This is a genomic window from Paraburkholderia lacunae, assembly GCF_003353175.1.
GTDB classification, from domain to species: Bacteria; Pseudomonadota; Gammaproteobacteria; order Burkholderiales; family Burkholderiaceae; genus Paraburkholderia; species Paraburkholderia lacunae.
This window is the reverse complement of record NZ_QHKS01000052.1, coordinates 20,590-27,690: the sequence shown is the minus strand read 5'-3', so window position 1 is coordinate 27,690 and position 7,101 is coordinate 20,590. Positions and strand designations below refer to the sequence as shown.

General features: G+C 57.6%; 4 protein-coding genes and 1 pseudogene. 3 read left to right on the top strand and 2 right to left on the bottom strand.

Annotation, left to right across the window (positions count from 1 at the left end; all coding sequences use genetic code 11):
* The 3 genes and pseudogenes from DLM46_RS39785 to DLM46_RS37270 form a co-directional block, all read left to right on the top strand.
* A pseudogene (locus DLM46_RS39785) lies at nt 1–394 on the top strand (type VI secretion system tip protein VgrG); the annotation flags it as partial.
* A gap of 38 nt (nt 395–432) precedes the next feature.
* Complete coding sequence (locus tag DLM46_RS37275) at nt 433–2,385, top strand: phospholipase D-like domain-containing protein (RefSeq protein WP_244306526.1); 1,953 nt, start codon at nt 433–435, stop codon at nt 2,383–2,385.
* An 11-nt stretch (nt 2,386–2,396) separates the two neighbouring features.
* Nucleotides 2,397–4,037 carry an SEL1-like repeat protein gene (locus tag DLM46_RS37270; RefSeq protein WP_244306525.1) on the top strand — a complete coding sequence of 547 codons (1,641 nt, stop codon included), beginning with the start codon at nt 2,397–2,399 and terminating at the stop codon, nt 4,035–4,037.
* 634 nt (nt 4,038–4,671) lie between these two features.
* On the opposite strand, the gene DLM46_RS37265 is transcribed toward DLM46_RS37270, so the two are convergent.
* The gene (locus DLM46_RS37265) at nt 4,672–6,573 is read right to left on the bottom strand and encodes a putative bifunctional diguanylate cyclase/phosphodiesterase (RefSeq protein ID WP_115109731.1); all 1,902 of its coding nucleotides are present in this window, start codon (nt 6,571–6,573) and stop codon (nt 4,672–4,674) included.
* Entirely contained in the window at nt 6,570–7,100 is a 531-nt protein-coding gene (locus DLM46_RS37260; RefSeq protein ID WP_115109728.1) for a YfiR family protein, read from the bottom strand. Before DLM46_RS37260 ends, DLM46_RS37265 begins: the two co-directional genes overlap by 4 nt.
* Between the last annotated feature and the right edge of the window lies 1 nt (nt 7,101).

The window sequence follows — 7,101 nt, the reverse complement described above, 5'->3', positions numbered from 1 at the left end:
GACGGCCGGACAGATCAAACACGGCACGTCGGGCGGTTTTGAGGTGCACTCGGCCAGCCGGACGTTTGTTGGACCTGACAGCGTGAGCACGCCGAACATTTTGGCTTTGCCACCGGAGAAGGAACAGTTGCACTTCACGTTGCAGGCGTTACCTGATGATGGACACCAGATTGTCAGTGCACCCTATGACCTGTACAAAGGCGGTGCAAAAATCGGTGAAGGAGTGACCGACGAATTTGGGCGCATTGTCGTGAAGGATCACGAGCCCGGCACGCCTGCGTACACAGCCAAGCTGAGCAACGGTGCGGAATACGATTTGAACGTGAAGGATGCGCTCAATGGCGACCCTGATCATCTTGACCAGCGCACCAACCGTGGCGAACGGCAGGTCTGAGCGCAGCGCTTATCGCTTTCATCATTGAGGATGCAGACGTGGCAGATTTTCCACTCAAGACCCACAAGTCATCGAAAGTTGCGGTCGATGAACAAACCCGGATGGCTAAGGGTTCGCTTCAGTGGCTGCTCGAAGGCAGGGACAAGATTCCGGTCACGCGCGGCAATACCCTGAGTTTTATCGTCAATTCAGAGGACGGATTCAAGAGCATCGCGAAAGACCTGCAGGAAGCGAAAGCAACCGCCGACATTATCTGCTGGGGATTTGATCCGGGCATGGAACTGGTGCGCAGCGGTGGCACCTGGCGACGCGGCCAGACCTATGGCGAGCTTCTCGACGAGATCACACAGCGCAAGGAAAACCCAGTTATGGTGCGCCTGCTCGTATGGTACGAGCCGGACCCAGTCATCTGGTCAAATGCGAACAATATGCCGGGGTTCACAGATTACTCGGACTACTACCCCAACAAATGGATGTTGTCCTCGCCCTATGACAGCAAGGAGCGCCAAGACTACTGCGTTGCCTGGTGGGGCAGGAATCTGCCGAAGGGGCGCAGCAACGCGGGGGCGAATCCGAACCTGCGAGTCGTCTTGCGGAGTGTCTCACGCAAGGATGCGATTGCACTGCTCAGCATGCAAGCGCCGACCGTTCGGGAAGAAGAGGATTCGCGCGGGCGGGTCGAAGAGGTCGGGTTCGAGACGGCGGCAACGCATCACCAGAAGCCGGTCTTAATCGACTACGACTATGATCAGGGCAGCAAGGCGATCGGCTATGTCATGGGTCTCAACTCGGTCACTGATTACTGGGACGGTTCGGAGCACAAGGTGGACGACGAGCGTCGGGAATGTTGGGTGCCTTCCTCACTGAAGGGTGAGGCCGATCACCAGAAAGACGCCGAAGGCAAGACAAGCGGCTCCGCCTACAAACATTCCAAACCTTTCCAGGACTACGCGTGTCGAATTCAGGGACCTGCGCTCGCGCAGTTGAAGTACAACTTCGAGAATGGATGGGCGGCAGCGCTCGAACAGCCACTGCCGTTCGACAAGCCACCGGCACCACCTGCGAAGATACCGACCGCCGCGGGTAGTCCTGCACACCTTGTCCAGATCGTTCGTACGCAGCCACATGAACTCGAAAAGTCGATCAAGGAAATCTATTTCCAGGCAAGCAGCTGCGCTCACAACTATATCTACATGGAGAACCAGTATTTCTTCTACCCCGAGTTCGCGCGACACCTGACCAAAACCCGTAAAGAGTTCTGCGACGCGTGGGTCGAGAAGTCCAAAAAGCCGGTTACCGAGATGCCGAAGCTGCACCTGTTCATCGTGATTCCTCATCCGGAGCGGGATCAGATGATTCCACGTACCTACGATACCCTGACGAAACTGGGATACGCGCAGAAGGTCGATGGTATAGAGGCGATGCCGGAGCAACGGGCACTCTCCGGCAAAGGCAAGCTCGATCAGACCTATCCGGACTCTCACAAGGGGGCCAACGGGGGGCAGGTTCTCGACCGCCCAAGCGTGCAAGACCTCGAGCGGACCCTAGGACTCGAGGTGACCGTAGCCCGGTTACGTACTAGCGGCCCTGATACTGAGGGCAACATGGCCTATCGTGAGATATATATCCACTCGAAGCTGATGATCATCGATGATGTCTTCATCACGGTAGGCAGTGCCAACCTGAATCAACGGAGCATGTCGGTGGACAGCGAGATCAATATCGCCGCCACCGGATCGCTGTACGCGGCCGACCTGCGGCAGCGTGTGTTCACGTTACATTCTGGTGGCGAAAATCAAGGTAGCGGCAACCCGGACGAGTTGCCTGATAAGTTTAAGCTCTGGAAAAAGACGATGAATGACAACCTGTCCAAGATGAAAAAGAGGCAACCGATGACGGGCTTCCTGCTGCCGTTCGAAGATCACCGCTCCACTACGTCGCTTATGGGATCGATCGACGTGCCGTCGTCGAATGGAACCGCGATCGCCTGATGAATGCGACCATGCAAACCCTGATTCGCGTTTTACGCTCCGCGGTGTTGATGGTGTGCTGCATGCAGACGTCTCTAGTGCATGCAGGACTTCTCGATTCAATGCCCCACAAAGTCACTGCCACCATGTCCGATCTGCCCCGTTACGAAAAACTACCCGCTTTCAATCCGCACCGGGCGGAGTTCACCTGCGCCTATCAGGCGCAGCGGGTTCCCGCCTTCGATCCCCAAGCTGAGATGTGGTTTCAGCAGGCACTGGCGCTTGACGACCCGAACGCGAGGAAGATCGACTACGCAAAGATGTACCAGTTGTACCAGCAGGCAGCTGAACGAAATCACTGGAAAGCGATGCTCAATCTGGCCTCCCTGATCCTGCGCGATGATCCGGGCGTGCCAGACCACGATCCGGAGAGGGCGATACGTTGGGTCGAAAAAGCAATGATGCTGGGCGTACCGGACGCCTATGACCGGATGGGGGTGTACCACCTGAACGGTGTAGTTAAGGGCGGCAATGCTACGACTGCCTACGCATTCTTCCAACGCGCAGCGGATATGGGTAGCCCGGCTGCGATGACTTTTCTCGGCGACAAAATGTCGGGAACTTACGACGATCCTGACGGGGAATTCTGGCGCAATTTGCCGGTTGCTACCAAAATGCTCGAATGCGCCCTAGCGCAAGGGTATGGACTGGCCGCTGACAAACTGTCGTATATCTATCGCGGTACCACACCGGATTCGAAATCGCGTGCACTTCGAATCTTGCATGAAGGCGTCAAACTGGGTTGCGCCGAATGTGCGGATAACCTGTCGACAGAATTCAACGGGTTCGGACTGACACGCGGCGAGAACCTAATCGGTCATATCGACAAGGCGCGCGCTCAACGGTATAGCAAAATTGGTGACGTTTTGAAGCTTTACGACGGACGCCTGAAACTGCCGAACCTGGACAAGATTTTACCGTTGCCGCCAGCGGCACTCCCCAAATGGGACGGGAATGTGAAGACGCTGATCGACGCCGCGAAGCCGGTCAGCCCGCCAGCGACATCGGAGAAAAACAGCTTGCAGCAAGGGCGTTTGTTCGTTCCCGACGGCCACACAGTGGCGTCACTCGATAACGGCGCGCTCGCAGTTCACGGTGCTCAACGTGTCCCGAAGACAGGATACTGGCTGGCACTGTACGGCTCGTCGACGCAACCGGATGAACGGTTGGCGGCACGCTCCGGACTGCCCGAACGCTACGAAGCTGGGGAGCGATTTGGATCACCCGTTCACGACTGGCTGTCGCTGGATCGTGTTCAGTGGTACTACCTCGGTGAAGCGTACCGCCTTCCACCGCAGCGTACAGATTTTCTTGCGAACCTGATCGGCACGGGTTTACTGCGGGAAGTCCCGCCGTCGCTACCGGCACTGCAATGCACGGGGGACCGGCGTTGCCCGGAATCAGGCATATGGGAGGGGCGAGTTGCAGACGAGCACCCGATGGCGGTGCTGTACAACCGCTGGGACCAACAGGCTTTTGTCGAAAAGGATCAGGCTTTTCCATCTGCCGGGGATCGTTTCATTGACGTCGCCACAAGGGATGTGCAATGGACATATCTAGGTAGTCCGAACGCAGAAACTGGCATGTCCGGCATACGCGAGATCGGTTTGTAGGCAGTCTGATAGCACGCATCACTTGAGGCGCCCATGATCGCCCGGATAGCAATTCCCTCCCGGTTATCGGCTTGGTCGCTGCAATCAGGTTCCGGCACAACCCAGTAACGCGCGTGATCACCATCGTTGTAGATGTTGTCGCAGCGATAGGTTGTGCGTGGTTGGCGTATTACGCTATCGCGTTGTCTTCGGTCAAATGTTTAGGGTCGTGCGGTTGTGAACTGCACCCCAAAAGTTGGACGGGTGTCCAACTTTGCGGGGTCAGTTCATACGGGGGCTTTTTATTTTTCGGGCTCACCAGTCGACTATCGAACTGAAGCTCTTGCGCCCGGCGGCCTTGTGTGGATACCCCTGATTATTGATAGCGCTGACTGGGAATTGCGCAACGCACCTACTCCGGAGAAGCAGGCCGAAAAAGCGTTGCGAGAATTGCATCTGGAGCTCCGACCTTGGCATTGCTCTTCGGTATCGGCGTTAAGCTGGCAGACAGCCTCAGTCTTGTTGGGGGCTTTCCGACGATGCCCACTGCGTTCGCGCGCAGACGACCACGGCCCCACTCGGTGAGTTGAATCGAAAACGCAAAAGACTCTTGCCGGATGCGCGGCCAGGTCACACCGCTTCGTCATCTTAAATGTCAGCAGTCTTCGGACACGACGGCGGCCCCATCATTCGCGCGCATGACCTCTGCTATTCCCGCGAAAGACATCGGACGGCCCGTCAGAAAGCCCTGAACGACGTCACATCCGGCCTCGCATAACCAGGCGAGTTGCACGGGGTACTCGACTCCTTCGGCGACGACCGTGAGACCGAAGCTGTGCGCCATCGAAATGATGGCGGTCACGATCGGCTGCCCCGCGTGCGGCAGTGCCCTGACGAAGCTGCGGTCTATCTTGATCTGGTTGAGCGGGAATGACTGCAGATAGGACAGTGACGAGTAACCGGTCCCAAAGTCGTCGATAGACAGGCGAATACCCTGGGCGCGCAGTTGCTTCATCACGTTCACCGCGACTGACATGTTGGCCATGAGCAGACTTTCGGTCAGCTCGATTTCCAGCATGCCGGGGGGTAGACCACTCTCCTTTAGAGCCTCGAGAACATCGAGGAGAAACCCGGGCTGTCGAAGTTGCCTGGCAGATACGTTCACCGAGACACTTGCGGCGTTGCTCGCGTTGGCGTTCCATCGCGCGGCATCGTGACAGGCGCGCCGCATAACCCATCTTCCCAGTGCAACGATGAGTTCACTGTTCTCTGCAATTGGGATGAATTCCGCCGGCGAAATACTGCCTTCCGATGCATGAGTCCACCGCGCAAGAGCCTCTACGCCTACCAGTTGTCCCGTCTGACAATCGTATTGAGGCTGGTAGGCCAACTCAAGTGCGTCGCGCTCAATCGCTTCGCGCAGTTCGCGCTCAAGCCGTGCGCGTCGCTGGGCATCCTTCGTCATCTGCGGCCTGAACTCGACCGCGACATTTTTCCCCCCGCTTTTTGCAGCGTACAGAGCAATGTCTGCGCTGCTGACGAGTGATGCAACGTCGATCGCGTCGTCAGGGAACCGGCTGAATCCGACGCTTGTTGTAACCGGAACGCTGCCACCTTGCAGTTCGAATGGCCGCGCCAGCATGGTGGTGATGCGTTCAGCAGTGCGACGACTCGCGGTGCGGTCGGCGTCGTCGACCGCCAATACCGCAAATTCGTCACCTCCGATGCGACTGACGACATCTGTCGGTCGAACTGCGTCCAGCAAGGCGGATGCGACGGACCGTAGTAGTTCGTCTCCTGCGCCGTGTCCCAAAGTGTCGTTAACCATCTTGAAGTTATCGAGGTCAATCAACACCAGCGTCACCTGCGCCCAGTCATCGGCTCCCGGTCGCAGGCGGGCCGCCAGTTCGTCGTAGAATGCCCGGCGGTTTGGCAAGTCCGTGAGGGGGTCTGTACGCGCGAGGTATTCGAGTTCCCTCTCTGCCTTTGATACGCGCGCTTTCATGCGTGACGTGACGACGGACGATACGCAGAGCGCGCATATGCAAGCCGCCAGCAGAAAGCCGGCATATTGCCAAAGCTCTCGAACCATGCCTTCAGTGCTCGCGACAAGTACAACCGTACCAAGAACGTCGCCGTCGTGGATGACAGGGTTGGCGACGAAAACATCTTTGAGGGAAAAGTGGTCCGGCGCGAAGTTGCTTGCGAGCGTCGCTTCGTCAGCCTCATGCGCCGAGATTCCTGCTCTGGCATACCGTGCATGGACGCTCCCCTTCGCATTGAACACCGCGACGCTCTCGACATACGGCACGTTGCCAAGTGGCCGGAGTATCTCGCCGGTGGCCTGCTCATCATGAAACATCAGCGACGCGGTGATATTTGCCGAGACCATGGCCGCCTGCAAGCGCGCGTCAGCGGCGAGCGCGGCTCGTAACGACAGCGCCTGGTAGGCCAGCAGTCCTGCGCTGGAAATCAGCAGCGCGATTGCAATGCCAACGATGTTCAGGCGCCCCAGGGCGAGGGTCAAACTTGGTGCCTGTTCCTCATGGGACGTCATAAGACATTCCTTGCAAGGCGAAGCAGCTTGGAGCTGAGCGACAGATGTCGGCGCAGTGCCTGCTGATTCTCTATGTCGAAATGGAGATGATTTTCATCAGTGAACAAACGGATGACGGCAGTGTGGTCGCCGGTGTCGAAGTCGCTGATGACCAGAATGGGCTGCTCCGGCGAGAGAACGTCTTTCGCCGCATGAGATATTTGCTCCTCGCTTTCCAGCACGATGACATTGCATCTGCCCTGGCCGTTTTTCGTCGGCATGGAGACTACAGACCAGGCATGGCCGCCGACAGTTCTGCCGTCGAGTTTCGAAAGCGCGCCGCCGAGGTCGCTGTCCCTGTTCGCACAGACAAGCAGAGTGGTGTCAGACAGACTTCCCGGCGGCCAGGTAGTGAACTGGGTGAAGTTGTAGATATAAGCTGCCTTCAATGCAGACTCATCCACCTGCGCGTGAGCCGACAGGGTTACCTGCGCCCAGATAACGAAGGCGAGTACGCTTGCGGAGCTGAACGTGCGGGCGAACGACATT